Origin of the sequence: Actinoplanes sp. CA-015351, assembly GCF_050955685.1 — a bacterium.
In the GTDB taxonomy this organism is placed as follows: Bacteria; Actinomycetota; Actinomycetes; order Mycobacteriales; family Micromonosporaceae; genus Actinoplanes.
The window spans coordinates 1,393,770-1,407,995 of the sequence record NZ_CP192102.1 but is presented as its reverse complement, the minus strand read 5'-3'; the positions used below and the strand labels follow the sequence as shown (position 1 = coordinate 1,407,995).

Below are 14,226 nucleotides of genomic sequence, written 5' to 3'. Positions count from 1 at the left end.
CTGTTTCTCCAGGCAGGGATGCACCTCCGCCTGCGAGAGGGTTCGCTATGTACGACCAGCAATGGCAGCCGTATACGCCTGTCAGTTCCGCTCCCCCGATCTATCAACAGCCCAGTCATCCGCAGCATGCTGCTCTCGCGGTGACGCTGCGGTATTCGCCGCTCGCGATGCTGCTCGGGCTGTTCACGCCGGTGCTCACTGTCGACGGGCAGCCGGTTCGCGCGGGCTGGAAGCGGCCGATCGTGCTGCCGGTCGCGCCCGGGCGGCACCACGTGCACGTTCATGTCCCGTACCTTCTGCCGCGCCGGATCGGCAAGGCCGACCTCGACGTCGTCGTGCTGCCCGGCCAGACCGCCGCGCTGGAGTACCGCGCGCCGATGATCGCCTACATGCGCGGCGCACTGGGCGCACCGCCGCAGAAATACCCCGGCATGATCGCCACGATCGTCCTGCTGGCGCTCGTTGTGCTGATGGCGTTCTGCGCGGTCGGCAACGCGATCGTCGCCGCCTCCGCCGAGACCCGCACGGTCCCGGCCTGGACACCGACGCCGGCCCGGACGATCCCGAAGCTGCCATCCCTGCCTTCTCAGCCTGCCCTGCCTTCTCAGCCTGCCCTGCCTTCTCAGCCTGCCCTGCCTTCTCAGCCTGCGTTGAAGGAAGGCGCGGCCGTGCGGAACGTCGCCGGCGCCACCTTCGAAGCGTCGGAGAAGACAGCGACGATGCGGTTCAGCGGCTGGCCGTTTGCCTTCCGTACGCCGGCGAGTTGGGGCTGCCTCGGCGCAAAGGTCGAGCTGACCGGCGCGAAGGCGTACATCTGCATCGACGAATCCGACCCCAGCGGCGAGAAACGCGTCGGCGTGATGCTGCGCAGTTGCGCACCGCCCTGTGGCGAGCAGGCCGCCGCGCGGCTGACGAAGGACTGGTTCAGCGCGACACCGAAGGCGGCCGGCAACGCCACGAATTTCCTGGATTCGTCCGGCACCGGGAAATACGAGATGGAGTTGGACCACTTCTTCGCCGGCAAGTGGCAGGTGGCGGTGGCCGCGACCGCGCCGGAGAAGCAGCGCGCCGAGGTGCAGAAGATCGCCAACGACATCCTGACCCAGACCTCGTGACATGTCCGATTTTGCCCTGGACGACGCCGACCGCTGGGTCGGCGACTGGCAGGCTGGGCTGGAGCAACGCCTGGCGCGTACCCGAGCCCTGTCCGTCAAGCTGCACGCCCTGACCGGATCCGCCCAGTCGGGTGGAGGGCTGATCGAGGCCACCGTGGACAGCGCGGGCGCCCTGACGAACCTCTACCTGTCCGACGAGGTACGCCGCCACTCGGCCCGCTGGATAGCCGAACAGATCCTGACCGCCTCCGAGTCAGCCCGAGCCGAACTGGCCCGCCAAGCGATCCAGGTGGCGCGGGAGAACGGCGACGACGAGACGGCCGAAGGGCGGGTGCTGCTGACAGCCTTCACCGATCGCCTGGGTACCCGGCGATGAGGGTCACGCCCGAAGAGCTGTGGCGGCACTCCGCCCACCTGGATGACGTGACCGAGAAGCTGGTCCGCGCCCGAATCGCCGGAGATGACACCGCTATGACGCCCGACGCCTACGGTCATCTCTGCGTCATAGTTCTCATTCTTCTCGAACAGGTCAGGGCACCGCTGTCCGAGGCAATCGGCGCGGCGGCCCGAGCGGTCGGCACGAGCGCCACCGCGATCCGGCGAGCAGCAGACGAATACCAGCTCACCGACGATTTGGGTGCCGCAGAGCTGCGAGGCCAAGGGTTCTTCGGCCGGCCTGTCGGCGGAGCTTTCGGCGGGGTTGTCGGCGGAGCTTTCGGCGGGGCGTGATGACCTCAGCTGTGGCCGGGATCGGGATCGCTGAGGACATCGAGCTGCTCGCCGGCGGCATCCGGAACGGCAGCTGGATCGACGGCACGCTCGGCGCAACCGGCGCGAGCCTCGATGCGCTCGCTTACGTCGCGGATCCGGTCGGCATGCTGCTGCAATCGGGGGTCGCCTGGCTGATCGAGCACGTCCGGCCCTTGACCGCGGCACTCGATCAGCTGGCGGGTGATCCCGTACAAATAAGTTCTTCCGCGCAGAGCTGGCGCGAGACAGCCGCAGGCCTGCGCACGCAGGCCGACCAAATCGGGTGGTCGGTCCGCCTGGATCTGTCCGAGTGGGACGGCCCGGCGGCGATGGCCTACCGCATCCGGTCAGCGAGGGACCAGCAGGCAACGTCCGCCCTGGCCGCAGCGGCCCAAACCCTGGCCGAGCTGATCGAAGGCGCCGGGGCACTCGTAGCGGCGGTCCGGCTCCTGGTCCGCGACGCGATCGCCTTCCTGGTGTCCCGGCTCGTGGTGTACGCAGCCGAGGCAGCCTTCACCCTGGGCCTGGCGACGCCAGTGGTGATAGGGCAGGTCACCGCGGCGATCAGTTCGTGGGGTTCCCGGATCGCGGGGTTCTTGAGAGCCCTGATCCGAAGCCTGCGCAACCTGACCCCGATCACCCAAACCCTGACCACCCGAATCACCGAACTCAAAAACCTCCTCACCGACAACGTGCCAGCTCATGCTCTCAATCGTGTTCAAAAGATCGGCGAAGGAGAGTCCCGGCCCTTCAAAATGCGCTCAGCGCGACAAATCGCCGAGAAATATGGCATCGATATCTCTGGACTGCAGATTTCGCTGGGCAAGCCGACGATTCGCGGGGTTTGCGGCGTGACCCTGCCCGATGGCTCCATCAGGCTGTTCGTCCCAGGCTTCCGGAGCGAAGAGGACCTCGCCAGAACGCTCGTCCACGAAAAGTTCCATCACGACGAACTTGCAGCCGGCAGGCCTTATCCCCGTGACGATGCAGAGTTGGATGCCTACGAAGACAGGGCATACGCACACGAGGACGATTGGTGGGACAATCAGCCGATCCGACCCGAGCCGAGAGTCCAATGATGGCGACATACGACCAGTGGCTGGATACCTACAGCGATGCCTACGACATGCTGCCGGGGCACGTCGAGATCGCCTGCCCCAACTGCGGACAACGATGCCTCCGGATTGTCTTCACCGGCCGGCCTGATCGCGATGTCGGATACGCCGCCTTCTGGTGTGACCATTGCCTGCAAGGCATCGGCATTTCTCGCACACTCATCCCCGACGACGCGGTCGTCCGGGATATTCGCCTGCCCGCCGAGCAGCGAGAACCCAAGATCCCGAACTTTCAGCTTGCCGTCTGATCACCGCTGCTGAACCGGCTTCCGCAAGCCGGTGTTCCTCCGGATAGGACTTATCCCGTAGGGAGGCCGGCAAGCCGTGACGTACCCGAATCCCCTGGTGGTCCAGGCCCACGACTCGACGACCTGGCACACCGGTCTCGGCCTGGCGGGTGACTTCGCCGACATCGCCGAGGGGATCCGCAACAACAGCTGGGTCGACCCGATCCTCGGCGGCGTGGGCGCAAGCCTCGACCTGCTCACCCTCGCCATCGACCCGCTGGGCGGTCTCGTGGCCTGGGGCGTCTCCTGGCTGATGGAACACGTCCAACCCCTGAAGGACGCTCTCGACTGGCTGGCCGGCAACGCCGACGAAGTAACCGCCCAAGCCGCCACCTGGTCAAATGTCTCCGATTTCACCGCCACAGCCCGCCAGGACTACATCAGTCGCCTGAACACCGAGGTGACCGGCTGGTTCGGCGCGGCCGGTGACGCGTACCGAGAGCACGCCCGCCTCCACCTGGAGACCCTGAACGGCCTGGCGACAGCAGCGCGCGGAATTTCGTACGCGGTGGAGGGTGCCGGCCTTCTGGTGGCCCTGGTCCGAGGCATCGTCCGCGACTTGATCGCCGAGTTCGTGGCCACCCTGGCGGTCCGCTTACCGCAGTGGCTGGCCATGGAGGGCCTGACCCTGGGCATAGCCACACCGGCGGTGGCGAGCCAGGTGTCAGCCCTGGTCCTGAAATGGACAAACCGAATCCAACAGTTCATCCGAGGCCTACTGACCAGCCTCCGCCGCCTGCACCCCATGCTCGACAAGCTGACCGGAGCCCTGAGCAGACTGACCACCCGAGCAAACACCCAATCCCGCTCCCACCCACTGACCACGGGGCCGAGCGAGTTCCGCGCCGACTTCCCGCGCGGCTCCCACTTCGTCGATGACGGCAATGAGATTTCCGAGCGCGCAGCGGAGGCATATCGGCGGATCCGGCACAGCCCGGAAGACACTCCCCTGATCGCCGCCAACACCGGCCTCGACCCTCGAATCATCGAGGTTATGCGCCAGAATCTGTTCGTCCAGCAGCACGACGTCGCGCTCGGCCCCAATCAGGTGGAACGCGGATTCTTCACTCCGGACGAACGCACCGCCGCGCTCTGGGACGGCGCCGCGCGGGGCACTCTTGACCCCGACGACGTGACAGCGTTCCGCAGCCTTGCAGCCCATGAGTACGTCGAGAACCGGCTCATGGAGGCGGGACTCCCCTATCGCTCCGCACATCCGGATGCATTCGACGCTGACGGCGACCGCATCATGAGCCGGGATCACCCCGGAGCGCACGAACTGGCACCCAACGCCTGGCGGGCCGATGCTCCTCTTCAGCACTGGCGCGTGTTCGGCATCGACAGTTCAGGCATCCGGATGGCCGATGACCTCTCTAATCTGGACACGATCGTCGACACGGTTCTGCGAGGATTGAGACGATGACACTCGACGAAGCCCTGCATGCGATGACAACTCGCCTGAGCTCCATCGACTGGGAGCGACACGGCGACAAAGCCTGGTCGAAAGCCGCTCTGTTGAAGGAGTACTTTCGCCGGGCAGCGCGATGGTCCGCTGTATACGCGTGCGACGCACCCGGGCCGTTCTTCGACATCGCCGCGTGCGTCGACCCGGCGGTTCGTGCCGACCAGCGCGTCATCGACGATCTCGTCGAGAAACTCGCCATCGGGCGTGGGGGCTGGAACGTCAAACAGGTCGCGCCGTTCATCCTTCACTGGACCGCGCTCCGCGCGACTCCGGACTTCCTCCTTCCCGAGGAACTGGAGGATCCCTTCGAGCCCTTGATCCTGCTGTTCGAACGCGGCGGTTCCTTCCATACCGAGAACGGCGAGGTCAACCTCGAGTGGAAGTCCGTCTCGATGCGAGGCTGGCGCAAGCGGGCGGACGATCCGCCGATGCCCAGCTTCGACCCTGAGATCCTCGATGAAATCGATCGAGAGGGCTCGATCGCCCAGTTCGGTTACGTGATCGAACGGTTGGAATAGATGGCCGCGCAAACGCCCACCCCACCGCCTGACCGTCTCACCGGAGCGTGTGGACTTCAGGTGCGAATCGCACCCCAATCGACACGCTTCCGGGTGGAAGTTTCGCTTCCTCGGCGTTCAGCAAAGACCGTTCAACGAAGGGCGTTCAGCGAAGACCTCTCCGCCCAGAAGCGATGACCCGCCTCCGCATACCCTGCGGCTGCCGAGCGGAAGCGCACCCCAGCGCCGACCCCGTCACCCGCCGCCAACAGTGCCCACCCGCCCGCCGAGTCAGCCATCGCGCTCCACCCCGAACCCGGGAACAACCCGGCGAGGCGTTCCGCCGACACCGCCAGGGCCTGGGCGCTGTCCACCGCCCCGACCAGCGCATAGGCCTGAGCGCCGACCGGGTTCACGACAGCGCTGCAGGTCGGACACTCGCCGTGCCGGGCCGCTGCGCTCTGCACCGCGCGTACCGATCGGATTGCGTCCGAAGCCGAGCCTCGCTCCATCGCCGCGAAGGCGGCGGTGGCGTGCAGCCGGGCCCACGCGTGCCGTGGCATCGGGGTTTCCGTCGCGATCGCGGTGGCCCGCTCAAGCAGAGCCGCCGCTTCGGCGTGATCCCCGATGCAGGCGGCAAGTTCAGCCCGGCGCAACCAGGGCAAAGCCACCGGAGCCCGGGACGACCCGGGAAACTCCGGCGATCGATCACTCAGCGACTCGTACACAGCGCAACTACGCTCCAGACACGCCGCCGCCTCGTCCCATTCGGCACGCAGCAGAAGCGACTCCCCCAGCAAACACCAGGCGAAAGCCTGCCCGGGGGCGGCACCGTCGGCCACGATGCGCCGCGCATAACCACCAGGATCGCCGGCCTCATAGAGGCGCGACTGGCTGAGGCAGTGGTTGAAATCCCAGACGCTCGGCAGTTCGTGCAGCTCAGGCCGCCAATTACCGCGCAAATGCGCAATCACCGCAAGCGTCTCCCCGGAAACCGCGGCACCCTCGGCGTCACCGCAATCACGTGCGACCGAATGCGCCCGCGAGGCAAGCTCCTGCGCTCCGGCAAGGTCACCGGCCTCGACAGCGAGGGCCGCCCGCACGCCCAGCAGCCGCCCACTCTCAGCGGGATCCGGCCCCAGCGCCGCCGCTGCCGCGAGATGCGGCTGCGCCTCATCCACCTCATGCCGCATCAGCCACGCACTCGCGCATTTGCGATGGATCCGGCCTTCTTGGGTACGCGAAACCGACTCCAACGCCTGATCGAAAGCGCTCAATGCCCCGCCCGGATCACCGGCCTGAACCCGCCGATCACCGACCTGTTCCCACAGCCCGGCCGCCCGCTCACCACCCTCGGCAAGCACAGCGATCCGCGCCAGCCCCGCCTGCGAATCCGCATGAAAAGGAGAAGCATCGGTGAGCAACCGCACAGCCTCCGCCGCACCGCTCAAGTCACCGGCGGCCTCCAGCAGCCCCGCATACTCCTCGACGACCAGAAAGAACTCATCCTCGGAATCCCCACTGAACGAACCATCCCGATAGATCGAGATCGCCGTCGCATAAGCCTCAGCGCTTTTCGCCCGTCGCGCGACAGCGACAAACGCCCAGAACAGATCGACCCGCTTGTCCGTCACGCCGGGAACGCTGTCACATCCGCAGGTCAGCGCCGGTCAGGCGTTCGGTTCGTCATTTTCGGATGCGGGATCCGTTGACGGACGGCTCGCCGGATCCCAGATAGAAGATGCCCGGCAGCCCCGGCGTCTCGAAACCGTCGTTGGGGTTCTTACGGAGCGTGGAATTCCGCACCGTCAGCGTCCCGGTCCGGTCGTTGCTCACGAAGAAGATCGCACCGCCACCCTCGACCGCGGCATTATTTTCGATCACTGTGCCGTCGAGGGTCAGCGAGAACGTGTTGCCGTCCAGGTAGATGGCACCGCCGCTGCCACCGCCGGGTGTGCCGGCTTTCGCCGGATTGGCACCGTTGCCAACGGCCGAGTTGCCGGAGAAGTGGCTGTTCAGCACCTTCCAGGACACCCCGATGCTGCTCAGCGCCGCGCCGTTGGAACAGACGCCGCCGGTGAACGTGCTGCCCACGACGTAAACCGGCTTGCCGCCGCCCTGGTCGAGCACCCGCATGGCAGCACCGCCGAGGTCCGGCCCGGTCCGGTCGCACTTGTTGCTCGTGAACCGCGAATTGACCACCTTGACGTGCCCGCCGCGCACGAAGACCGCGCCGCCGCCACCGCCGTCGGTCTTGTCACCGGTGCTGTTTCCCTTGGTGAAGGCCATGTTCTGGATGGTCAGGCGTGGCTCGTCCTGATCGTTGCAGTGCGAGGTGGTCCAGACCTGCGCCTCGTCGCACGTGTTCATGTAGAGGATGCGCCGTTTGCCGGCTCCGCTGAGCGTGACCCGCCCGCCGCCGTCGAGCACCACCTGTGAGCTGGTGTTCCGCACCTTCGCCGTCTTGGCCATCGTGATCGTCACCGGTTTCGGCCCGCAGTCGAACGTGACGATCCCGCCGGCCGCGACGGCTTTCACCACGGCGGCGGAGGTGCAGCTCGCCGCGGTGCCGCTGCCGACCGTACGCGTCGGTTTGCTCGTGTCGACCGCTCTGGCCGCGGCCGGAACGGTCGCTTTCCCATCCGGATTGCCGGGCTTCGGAAGCTTTTCGATCTTCGTTGCCGATGGCGAGGGCGAAGACGACGGAGAGGCAGAAACCGACCCCGAGGGTGCGGACCCAGGCGCGGTTGTCCCGCTTTCTGTGGGTACGGGCAAAGAACTCACCCGTCCCGTGGAACCACCGCTCTGACAGGCACTCAGCATCAGCACGCCGACCACTGCCAGAGCCAGTCCTCGATTTCGCACCGCCCGATGGTACGGGCTGGGTCACGCCTCGTCAGGGCTCAATTTCCGCCAGAGGAATTCCAGGGTCAACGCCTCTTTCGTGGCAGCCTGTTCGTTGTCCGCGGCAGCACCGTGACCGCCTTCGACATTCTCGTACAAAAGGCTCTCGTATCCGTGCTGGCGAAGCAGCGCCATCATCTTGCGGGCGTGCCCGGGATGCACCCGATCGTCGCGGGTCGACGTGATGAAAAGCGCCGGAGGGTACGGCCGATCCGGCTGGACATTCTGATAGGGCGAATACTCCCGGATGAATGCCCAATCAGCCTCGACGTCCGGATCTCCGTATTCGGCGATCCACGACTTCCCGGCCAGCAACTTGGTGTACCGGCGCATGTCGAGCAGCGGCACACCCGCGACGACGGCACCGAAAAGCTCCGGATAGCGGGTCAGCATGACGCCCATGAGCAGACCGCCGTTGCTGCCGCCGGTGATACCGAGCCGCTCCGGCGTGGTGATGCCGCGGGCCACCAGGTCAGCGGCGACGGCCGCGAAGTCCTCGTATGCCCGGGACCGGTTCTCCCGCAGCGCCGCCTGATGCCAGGCCGGGCCGTACTCGCCGCCGCCGCGGATGTTCGCGAGGACGTAGGTGCCGCCGCGCGCGAGCCAGCCCCGGCCGCGTACGCCGCTGTAGTTCGGGGTGAGCGGGATCTCGAAGCCGCCGTAACCGGTCAGCAGGGCCGGGCCCTTGCCGTCACCGTCCAGGACGCCGTCGCCGCCCACCACGAAATAGGGAACCCGGGTCCCGTCGGCGGATTTGGCGAAGAACTGCCGCGCCGCCAGGCCGTCGGCGGCGAAGAACGCCGGCGCCCGTTTCAGCACCGTCACGTCACCGCCGACGCTGCCCAGGCTGAGGGTCGCCGGCTGCAGGAAGCCTTCCGAAGCGATCAGGTACGCGTCGTCGTTCTCCGGATCGGTGTCGACGATCCACGTGGTGCCGAACTCAGCCGTGCCGGGCAGCGGCCGGCTGCTCCACAGGGGCGTGCCCGGGGTGAGCGCATGCACTCGCGTCACCACGTCGGTCATCGTCACGAGCAGCAGGTGGTTACGCGTCCACGAGTACGAGACGAGCGACGTGCTCGGGTCCGGCTCGAACAGAACGGTGAACTCCCGCTCCCCCGCGAGGAACTCCTCGAAGCCGGTGGCGAGCAGAGCCCCGGCCGGGTACGACAGCCACGGCGACCGCAACCGGACCAGCATCCACTCCCGGTGCACGTCGAAATCGGCGTCCTCCGGCAGATCGACGAGCACCAGTTCCCCGTCAGCCCGGCGCAGGTAGTACTGCGTCCGGAAGAACTCCACCCGCCGGATCACGTAGTCCCGCTCGTAACCGGGTGTCGGATCGTGGCCGGCGCTGATCAGGACGTCGTCGGGCTCGCCTGCGAACACCGTCTCCGCCTCGGCCAGCGGGGTGCCGCGACGCCACCGCTTCACGACGCGGGCGTACCCGGACGTGGTCAGCGAGCCGGGCCCGAAGTCGGTGGCCACGTAGATGTGGTCGGCGTCGATCCAGTCGACGTCGGTCTTCGCCTCGGGCAGCACAAAACCGTCGGTGACGAAGACCCGGTCGACCAGGTCGAATTCCCGCACGACCACGGCGTCGGAGCCGCCGCGGGCCAGCTTGATCAGGCAGCGGCCGTAACCGGGGCGCAGCACTGTCACACCGCTCCACGTCCAGTTCTCGTCCTCGGCCGCGTTCAGCGCGTCGACGTCGAGCAGCACGTCCCAGTCGGGCTCGTCGCGGCGGAACTGGTCGAGGGTGGTCCGCCGCCACAGCCCACGCGGATGGTCGGCGTCGCGCCAGAAGTCGTAGTAGAAACCGTCGCCGCGCCAGCCCGGGAAGGAGATGCGGTCCTTGCTGTCCAGCACCTCGCGGATGGCGTCCTTGAGCCGGGTGAACCCCTCACCCCCCAGCTCACCCAGCGTCTCCGAGTTGCGCTCGTCCACCCAGGGGAGGACGTCGGCCGAGTCGAGCTCTTCTAGCCAGAGGTACGGGTCGATCACGCGCTTGACGATTTCACCAAGACGGTCGGTTGCCAAGAGTCAGTGCGCGAATACGCGTACAGAGTAATGGAGCGCAAGTTAGGCGCCTTGAGCGCCCGAACGTGGCATACAGACCGGTTGTCCGATTGACCTCAGGGGCATCGCGTACTGTCGGTTGAGCCCTTTGGGGCCCTACTGAGCGGAGCACTCCCTGCCTACCATGACCGAAACCCAGCTCACGCCCTTCATCGCCTCGCGCGCTGACGGGTTCGACGGGCTGCGCCTGGTGCGTCCCTCGTTCGTCCCGGAGCTTCGGCTGCATCTGGCGGACGACCCGATCGTGCTGCGCGCGCGGATCGAGGCGGAATTCGGGCCGGGGGCGACGCCGTTCTGGGCGATCGCCTGGATCGGTGGGCAGGCACTCGCTAGGTACGTCCTCGACCACCCCGAGGTGGTGGCCGGGCGGCGGGTGCTCGACGTGGGCTCCGGCGGAGGGATCGCCGCCATCGCCGCGGCCAAGGCCGGCGCCAGCACGGTCATCGCGAACGACATCGACCCGTACGCACTTGTCGCCGCCACCATGAACGCCGAGGCGAACGCGGTCGCGGTGACCTTCGACCAGGACGAGCTGCTCGACGGCGACGGCGGCGACGCCGAGGTGATCCTGATCGGCGACGCCTTCTACGCGTCCAGCCTGGCCGTCCGGATGCAGAGCTTCCTCCAGCGTGCCGTGGCTCGCGGCGCGCACGTCCTGGTCGGCGACCCGGACCGTGGCCACCTGCCGGCCAGCTGGCTGAAGGTGCTGACCAGCTACCGCGTCTCCGGGCTCGGCGCCGCCGAGGACTCCGAGATCACCCGGGTCTCGGTCCTCGGCCCCGCCAACCGCTGATCAGCCTCCGTAATACCGGGTTCGGCGGCTTCGGTAACCGGGCCGCCGGTTGCCGACGATCTGCCTGGTGGCGAAGACGCCGGCGACAAGTCCGCCGGCGAGCGCGGCGAGGATCAGCGGCAGATTCTGGGTCTGTCCCCCGGTGCCCTGACCGCCCTCGCTCTCCTGGGCCGCCAGCGCCTGAGCGGGCGCCGACGTGGCAGCGGCCGGCGCCGGCGCGGTCGGCAGGGCCGCGAAGTCGACGATGCCACTGCTCTCCAGCAGCGTCATATGCGTCATCACGAACTGATTGGCCTGCTGCGCGAGCTTGCGCACGGTGTCGTTGCGGGTGCTGGCCCGGATCGTCGCGACCGCCGGGAAGATCTTGCCGTGCGCGGCCCGGAGCCGGTCGATGTAAATCTCGTCGAAGTCGGTTCCCTGCGACTCCTCCATCTCGTCGAGCCAGCCCTGCTGATCCTCGTTCGGCTCGTTCGGAAGCTTGATCTCCAGCTTCTTCGCGGCGTTCCGGGTGAGAAGGTCGAGCTCGGCGTGCTGGTCGGCGATGCTGCGGCCGATCCGCTTGATCCGGGTGCTCTCCGACTTCTCCTGCGCCATCTCCCCGGCCGGGATCTCCCACAGCCCGGCGAGACGAACCCTGATGACGAAGTCCCGGTCGGCATCGGTGAGCTTGCCCTCGCCCTGGTCGGAGAGCAGGTTCTCCGGAGGCACCGGCACGTCGGCCGCCAACGCCCCCTCCGGAACGAGCAACGTCAGAGCGGTGGCGATCACTGCCGCCGCCCACAGCCGGCGCCACGCGGTCATCGACCCGACAGCAGCCACGCGAACCTCCTGGACTCGAGCGTGTGCGCCCCCCACATCGGGAGCCGGCCACACAGGTGACAGCCGGTGATACGCATCACTGGCCGGTTCGGATCACCACAGGTTTCTGTGCCGCGCGACACAGTCGGTAACCTTTCCCCCCATGCAGCCCGCCTCGAAGCTGGAACGCCGGGTGGTGACCGCCGCCGAGCAGGCGCTGAAGCGCCGGCATCACGTGAGCCCTCTCGACGTGCTGACCGGCCTGGGCTGGGTGCCGCTGGGGCTGATCACGGACTGGCGGCAGGGCCGGGTGCCGGACCTTGAGGCGGTCGCCGCGGTGTCACCCGATCGCCTCGCCGACGCGCTGGAGATCTTCCACCGCTGGGTGAAGAGCGGTCTTCCTGCCGGCCGGTGACGCGGCGCTGACCCGCCGGGCCAAGAAGGCCAGCCGGCTCTCGGCGGTGGTGGTGCGGTTCAATCGCTCCCGCAAACGGTACGACCGGCAGGGACTGCTGGTGGACCGGACCGCGCTCGAGCAGGCCGAGCAGGAGTGCCTGTCCGACGAGGACGCCCGCGCCCGCCGCAGAGAGCGGGACCGGGTACGCCGAGAGGCCGCCGACGAGACGTTCCAGCAGGACCTGGCCGAACACATCGTCCAGTTGTTCCCCGGCTGCCCGCCACCACGGGCACTGGAGATCAGCCGGCACACCGCCGTGCGTGGCAGTGGCCGGGTGGGCCGCAGCGCTGCCGGCCGGGCCCTCGACCCGGACGCCGTGACCCGTGCCGTGATCGCCTCGATCCGGCACGAGGACACCCCGTACGACGAGCTGCTGATGTCCGGTGTGGAGCGTGAGCAGGCGCGTACCCAGATCCGCGACGACATCGACCGGGTCCTCGACAGGTGGCGGCGCGGCTAGTGGGCCTGGCAAGGTCGTCAATCGTGGTGTAGCGGCTCGGTCACGGATCTGGTCTGGCCCTTGTGCCTCACAGAAACCATCATGGGCACGGTGAAACGTGCCTGGAGCGTGGCCGGAGCCAGAACTGCCTCGGTGGCGCTGCTGCTGGCCGGCGTGGCCGGGGGTGTCCACCTCGGCAAGCAGACCTCGCTCTCGCCGTCCGTCGCGTCGTTCGCCCAGGCCGAAATCAGCGACATGCAGCTGCTCAAGGACCGGCAGAACCAGCACACCGCCGCCCGTGCGATGCGCCACCAGGCCGAGAACGACGCCGCCAAGAAAGCTGCCACCGAGGCGAAGAGCGCCGCCACCCAGGCGCGCAGCCTGGAGAAGAAGCGGATCGCGAAGAAGAAGGCGGAGGCCGAGGCGAACGCCGGCCCGGTCGCCTTCACCGGCCCGATCCCGAGTTCCTGCCAGGAATTCAGCGGCAGCCGCGCGATCGGCTGCACCCTGATGCTCGACAAGGGCTTCGGGCTGGCCGAGTTCCCCTGCCTGAACCAGCTGTGGAACAAGGAGAGCGGCTGGAACTACAAGGCCGAGAACCGCAGCTCGGGCGCGTACGGAATCCCCCAGGCCCTGCCCGGCAGCAAGATGAGTTCAGTCGCCGCCGACTGGAAGAACAACCCGGCCACCCAGATCAAGTGGGGGCTTGGTTACATCAAGGGCCGCTACCAGAGCCCGTGCGGCGCCTGGACGTACTTCCAGAACAACGGCCACTACTAGGCCGCCGGGCTGCCCTGCTGGAGGATGCGGATCGGGTTGCCGGAAGGGTCACGCAGGCCCATGTCGGTGCCGTAGAAGTGGTCGGCGGGCTCCTGGGTGAAGTCGGTGAAGCCGCTCGCCTTGAGGGTCTCGAACAGACCTCGGACGTCGTCGGAGTTGAGAACGAGGCCGGTCAGCGCGCCTTTCGCCATCAGCTCACGAAGCTGCTCGGCCGTCGCTTCGTCGTGCAGCGGCGCGCCCGGCTGTTCCAGGGAAATCTCGGTGCCGTCCGCGCCGGGCACGCGGACGGTCAGCCAGCGGTACGAGCCCTGCTGAACGTCGTTGCCCTTTTCCAGGCCCAGCTTTCCGACGTAGAACTCCAGCGCCTCGTCCTTGTCGAGGACGTAGATGGACGTGACGTTCAACTTCGTGATCATTACGCGCTCCCCGCTCATCGGATCGGAACGTCGTAAGGATATGAAAACCGCCGTCCCGGCGGCTTATCCAAAACTGCTCGATTCGGCGGCTGCCTGCTGGCGGGCCCGAAGCGGGTTGCCGCGTGGAGACGTTCAGGCCGGCCGCATCGGTGATGTCAGGAGTGTGCCATGCACGTCGCGCGCCGCCGGGTGGTGGCAGAACTTTGACATCACGGAGCCGTGGTTTTCCGTGTGCATCCAGGACTTACGCAGCCTGACCAATGTGGTGGCTACAGAGTTGGAACAGTCAAGAAATGTCAGAGTAATGACTCAAGTTCAGTCTGCTCTCACTACC

17 protein-coding genes are annotated in these 14,226 nt (G+C 67.3%); 12 read left to right on the top strand and 5 right to left on the bottom strand.

The features are described from left to right. Positions 1-47 precede the first annotated feature (47 nt). The 7 genes from ACQP2E_RS06565 (at position 48) to ACQP2E_RS06535 (ending at position 5,250) form a co-directional block, all read left to right on the top strand. Positions 48-1,115 carry a hypothetical protein gene (locus ACQP2E_RS06565; RefSeq protein WP_433828960.1) on the top strand — a complete coding sequence of 356 codons (1,068 nt, stop codon included), beginning with the start codon at positions 48-50 and terminating at the stop codon, positions 1,113-1,115. Position 1,116: 1 nt separating this feature from the next. Then, a complete protein-coding gene (locus tag ACQP2E_RS06560) occupies positions 1,117-1,491 on the top strand; it encodes a YbaB/EbfC family nucleoid-associated protein (RefSeq protein ID WP_433828959.1) in 375 nt (124 codons plus the stop codon). Next, a complete protein-coding gene (locus ACQP2E_RS06555; RefSeq protein WP_433828958.1) occupies positions 1,488-1,844 on the top strand; it encodes a type VII secretion target in 357 nt (118 codons plus the stop codon). The genes ACQP2E_RS06560 and ACQP2E_RS06555 overlap by 4 nt, the downstream gene beginning before the upstream one ends. Further along, positions 1,844-2,944 carry a hypothetical protein gene (locus ACQP2E_RS06550; protein ID WP_433828957.1) on the top strand — a complete coding sequence of 367 codons (1,101 nt, stop codon included), beginning with the start codon at positions 1,844-1,846 and terminating at the stop codon, positions 2,942-2,944. Before ACQP2E_RS06555 ends, ACQP2E_RS06550 begins: the two co-directional genes overlap by 1 nt. Next, a complete protein-coding gene (locus ACQP2E_RS06545; protein WP_433828956.1) occupies positions 2,944-3,228 on the top strand; it encodes a hypothetical protein in 285 nt (94 codons plus the stop codon). Before ACQP2E_RS06550 ends, ACQP2E_RS06545 begins: the two co-directional genes overlap by 1 nt. A gap of 76 nt (positions 3,229-3,304) precedes the next feature. Next, positions 3,305-4,690, top strand: a complete 1,386-nt coding sequence (locus tag ACQP2E_RS06540) for a hypothetical protein (protein ID WP_433828955.1) — start codon at positions 3,305-3,307, stop codon at positions 4,688-4,690. Then, complete coding sequence (locus ACQP2E_RS06535) at positions 4,687-5,250, top strand: hypothetical protein (RefSeq protein ID WP_433828954.1); 564 nt, start codon at positions 4,687-4,689, stop codon at positions 5,248-5,250. The genes ACQP2E_RS06540 and ACQP2E_RS06535 overlap by 4 nt, the downstream gene beginning before the upstream one ends. A gap of 131 nt (positions 5,251-5,381) precedes the next feature. Here ACQP2E_RS06535 and ACQP2E_RS06530 read toward each other — a convergent pair whose 3' ends face one another. Beyond that, the gene (locus tag ACQP2E_RS06530) at positions 5,382-6,863 is read right to left on the bottom strand and encodes a hypothetical protein (RefSeq protein WP_433828953.1); all 1,482 of its coding nucleotides are present in this window, start codon (positions 6,861-6,863) and stop codon (positions 5,382-5,384) included. 52 nt (positions 6,864-6,915) lie between these two features. Next, positions 6,916-7,713, bottom strand: a complete 798-nt coding sequence (locus tag ACQP2E_RS06525) for a hypothetical protein (RefSeq protein WP_433828952.1) — start codon at positions 7,711-7,713, stop codon at positions 6,916-6,918. On the opposite strand from ACQP2E_RS06525, the gene ACQP2E_RS06520 reads away from it, so the two are divergent. Further along, positions 7,694-8,038 carry a hypothetical protein gene (locus ACQP2E_RS06520; RefSeq protein WP_433828951.1) on the top strand — a complete coding sequence of 115 codons (345 nt, stop codon included), beginning with the start codon at positions 7,694-7,696 and terminating at the stop codon, positions 8,036-8,038. The genes ACQP2E_RS06525 and ACQP2E_RS06520 overlap by 20 nt on opposite strands. Positions 8,039-8,115: 77 nt before the next feature. Here the strand turns inward: ACQP2E_RS06520 and ACQP2E_RS06515 are convergent, their stop codons facing one another. Next, positions 8,116-10,134: a prolyl oligopeptidase family serine peptidase gene (locus ACQP2E_RS06515; protein ID WP_433828950.1), complete on the bottom strand. Its 2,019-nt coding sequence runs from the start codon at positions 10,132-10,134 to the stop codon at positions 8,116-8,118. Between the two features lie 199 nt (positions 10,135-10,333). Here ACQP2E_RS06515 and ACQP2E_RS06510 point away from each other — a divergent pair, with 199 nt between their 5' ends. Beyond that, positions 10,334-11,002, top strand: coding sequence for a class I SAM-dependent methyltransferase (locus ACQP2E_RS06510; RefSeq protein WP_433828949.1), 669 nt, complete (start codon positions 10,334-10,336; stop codon positions 11,000-11,002). On the opposite strand, the gene ACQP2E_RS06505 is transcribed toward ACQP2E_RS06510, so the two are convergent. Further along, entirely contained in the window at positions 11,003-11,821 is an 819-nt protein-coding gene (locus ACQP2E_RS06505; RefSeq protein ID WP_433828948.1) for a DUF4142 domain-containing protein, read from the bottom strand. It abuts the gene before it with no gap. A gap of 142 nt (positions 11,822-11,963) precedes the next feature. On the opposite strand from ACQP2E_RS06505, the gene ACQP2E_RS06500 reads away from it, so the two are divergent. The 3 genes from ACQP2E_RS06500 (at position 11,964) to ACQP2E_RS06490 (ending at position 13,476) form a co-directional block, all read left to right on the top strand. After that, positions 11,964-12,215, top strand: coding sequence for a hypothetical protein (locus ACQP2E_RS06500; RefSeq protein WP_433828947.1), 252 nt, complete (start codon positions 11,964-11,966; stop codon positions 12,213-12,215). 52 nt (positions 12,216-12,267) lie between these two features. Then, entirely contained in the window at positions 12,268-12,717 is a 450-nt protein-coding gene (locus tag ACQP2E_RS06495) for a DUF2293 domain-containing protein (protein WP_433828946.1), read from the top strand. A 90-nt stretch (positions 12,718-12,807) separates the two neighbouring features. Continuing rightward, positions 12,808-13,476, top strand: coding sequence for a lytic transglycosylase domain-containing protein (locus tag ACQP2E_RS06490; RefSeq protein ID WP_433828945.1), 669 nt, complete (start codon positions 12,808-12,810; stop codon positions 13,474-13,476). Here ACQP2E_RS06490 and ACQP2E_RS06485 read toward each other — a convergent pair. Then, on the bottom strand, positions 13,473-13,892 hold the full coding sequence (locus ACQP2E_RS06485) for a VOC family protein (RefSeq protein WP_433828944.1): 420 nt from the start codon (positions 13,890-13,892) through the stop codon (positions 13,473-13,475). The genes ACQP2E_RS06490 and ACQP2E_RS06485 overlap by 4 nt on opposite strands. Positions 13,893-14,226 lie beyond the last annotated feature (334 nt).

Bases quoted from the DNA above. Each gene is read 5' to 3' on its own strand.
- ACQP2E_RS06565 (WP_433828960.1), top strand. From the start codon at position 48: ATGTACGACCAGCAATGGCAGCCGTATACGCCTGTCAGTTCCGCTCCC.
- ACQP2E_RS06560 (WP_433828959.1), top strand. From the start codon at position 1,117: ATGTCCGATTTTGCCCTGGACGACGCCGACCGCTGGGTCGGCGACTGG.
- ACQP2E_RS06555 (WP_433828958.1), top strand. From the start codon at position 1,488: ATGAGGGTCACGCCCGAAGAGCTGTGGCGGCACTCCGCCCACCTGGAT.
- ACQP2E_RS06550 (WP_433828957.1), top strand. From the start codon at position 1,844: ATGACCTCAGCTGTGGCCGGGATCGGGATCGCTGAGGACATCGAGCTG.
- ACQP2E_RS06545 (WP_433828956.1), top strand. From the start codon at position 2,944: ATGGCGACATACGACCAGTGGCTGGATACCTACAGCGATGCCTACGAC.
- ACQP2E_RS06535 (WP_433828954.1), top strand. From the start codon at position 4,687: ATGACACTCGACGAAGCCCTGCATGCGATGACAACTCGCCTGAGCTCC.
- ACQP2E_RS06510 (WP_433828949.1), top strand. From the start codon at position 10,334: ATGACCGAAACCCAGCTCACGCCCTTCATCGCCTCGCGCGCTGACGGG.
- ACQP2E_RS06500 (WP_433828947.1), top strand. From the start codon at position 11,964: ATGCAGCCCGCCTCGAAGCTGGAACGCCGGGTGGTGACCGCCGCCGAG.
- ACQP2E_RS06485 (WP_433828944.1), bottom strand. From the start codon at position 13,892: ATGATCACGAAGTTGAACGTCACGTCCATCTACGTCCTCGACAAGGAC.